Origin of the sequence: Rubellimicrobium mesophilum DSM 19309 (genome assembly GCF_000600335.2) — a bacterium.
GTDB classification, from domain to species: domain Bacteria; phylum Pseudomonadota; class Alphaproteobacteria; order Rhodobacterales; family Rhodobacteraceae; genus Rubellimicrobium; species Rubellimicrobium mesophilum.
Genome location: NZ_KK088545.1, coordinates 1 through 2,007, shown reverse-complemented (window position 1 = coordinate 2,007; position 2,007 = coordinate 1). Strand labels below are relative to the sequence as shown.

At 66.0% G+C, this 2,007-nt stretch carries 2 protein-coding genes and 1 pseudogene; 2 read left to right on the top strand and 1 reads right to left on the bottom strand.

Going from position 1 to position 2,007, the window contains the following annotated elements; genetic code table 11:
- A pseudogene (locus RUMESO_RS02835) lies at window positions 1-340 on the top strand (IS3 family transposase); the annotation flags it as partial.
- A 178-nt stretch (window positions 341-518) separates the two neighbouring features.
- Here the strand turns inward: RUMESO_RS02835 and RUMESO_RS02830 are convergent.
- Complete coding sequence (locus RUMESO_RS02830) at window positions 519-1,385, bottom strand: MBL fold metallo-hydrolase (RefSeq protein WP_051520954.1); 867 nt, start codon at window positions 1,383-1,385, stop codon at window positions 519-521.
- A 155-nt stretch (window positions 1,386-1,540) separates the two neighbouring features.
- Here RUMESO_RS02830 and RUMESO_RS02825 point away from each other — a divergent pair.
- A partial coding sequence (locus RUMESO_RS02825) for an arginase family protein (RefSeq protein WP_037277963.1) occupies window positions 1,541-2,007 on the top strand: 467 nt, incomplete at its 3' end.

Below are 2,007 nucleotides of genomic sequence, written 5' to 3'. Positions count from 1 at the left end.
ATCCGGCGCCAGAAAGAGATCAACCAGACCCGTATCGCTGCTTGACAAACAGAAGGGCGTCCAGGGCAGCCAATATACGAGCGAGCAGTTCCAGCGCCTCATGGCTGACCACGGCATCACCTGCTCGATGAGCCGGGCCGGCAATGTTTGGGACAACTCGGCGATGGAGAGCTTCTTCTCCTCGCTGAAGACCGAACGGACCGCCCGGAAGGTCTACCGCACCCGGAATGCAGCTCGCGCCGATGTCTTCGACTACATCGAGCGGTTCTACAACCCGACCCGACGGCACTCGACCTTGGGCTATCTCAGCCCCGTGGAGTTCGAGCGTCAGGCGGCGCTACCTCAACCCGCTGTCCACGAAACCGGCAGCAGGCCACGCCAACCCATCTGCTCTCAGCTCGTCGCAACGAAGCGTCGTGTGTTCACCGAAGAATTCGAAGCGGTCGGGAGAACTCAGCTGTCAAGATCAACTGGGAAGGTTATCTTTGGTTGAGTGGCCGCTTTTCGCACTAGGCAGCTTACCAGGCGCCGCGCAGGCTTGCCTCGGCTTCCGGCATGATCTCGATGGCAAAGGTGTCGAAGGTCGCGCTGTGGGGCGCGTCGGCCATGGCCTCGCAGGCGCGATGCAGGTGATCGATCACGGACGGCTCCAGCGGGAGCGGGTGCTCGTCAGGCTGCCACGTCGCACCCAGCGGGTAGAGGCGCCCCGGCGTGCGACTCATCTCTATGTGGTGGCCCAACGCCATATGGACCGGATGCGTGGCGGCGAAGCGCGAGAGACGGCGAGCGCTCGCGCGGAAGGCGGGCCAGTCCCGCACCGTGAGGAGGCCCGGATAGAGGACGTCGCCCGTCAGCAAGATGCCTGTGCGCGGATCAAAGACGGCGATATGGGTGGGTTCGTGCCCTGGGATGGGGAACACCGTCAGGGGCCGTCCGCCCAGGAGGTCGAGGGTCGCCACGCCTTCGGGCCAGTCGGGAAGACGCCAGAATGCCTTCACGTCTTCGAGCGTCAAGCCCACGAGGCTGGTGTCGGGACGGTCCCGGAATTGGAAGTCCCAGTGTATATGGTCCCGGTGCCCATGGGTGTGCGCTACGATCAGCTCCAAGCTGTCCCCGCGCGGATGCGCGTTCAGTACGGCGTCCACTGTATCGCGAAGAGGCAGCGCCCGGTTGCCCGAATCGGCTGGTCCTCCGGTATCGAACAGGATCGCACGCTCTGCGCCAAGCAGGAAGTAGATGAAGTTGGCCTCGAAGCTGAAGCACTTGCTGATCCGAAGGACATAGGTGTCCGGGTCGGCCTCAATCACCTGGATCAGGGGATCGTCGCTCTGCGCGCAGTCGGGCGCGCCATGGATCCAGCGGACGGAGGCGAGGTCGGCGATCATCGTGCGCGGCTCGGACGCAAGGAAATGTTGGATTCCGTGTTAATCCCCGGGTGGCCGCCCGGCCAGACATGACCGTGGGGCATCGACCCACTCGGCTGGCCAGCACGCTGCCCCCGCGGCTATGACCGTAGGGCTCGCTATGCCGGAGGCCTGCCATGACCCGCTTCAACCAGCCCTTAGGGGGCAACGACATGCCCCGCTTCGGGGGCCCCGCGACCATGATGCGCCTGCCGCAGCACGCCACGGCCGAGGGGCTGGACGCCTGCTTTGTGGGCGTTCCCATGGACATCGGCACCTCGAACCGGCCCGGCGCCCGACTTGGGCCCCGTGCGATCCGCGACGAGAGCCGGATGCTGCGGCCCTTCAACATGGCCACCGGCGCCGCGCCCTTCGAGCACCTGCAGGTGGCCGACCTGGGCGACGTGGCGATCGACACCTTCGACCTCAAGAGGAGCTGCGCGATCATCACCGAGGCCTATCGCGAGGTCCTCTCGCACGGCGTCGTCCCCCTGACGCTCGGCGGCGACCACACGCTGACCTGGCCCATCCTGCGCGCCATCCGCGACCGGCACGGCCCCGTGGCGCTGATCCACGTGGACGCCCACGCCGACGTCAACGACAC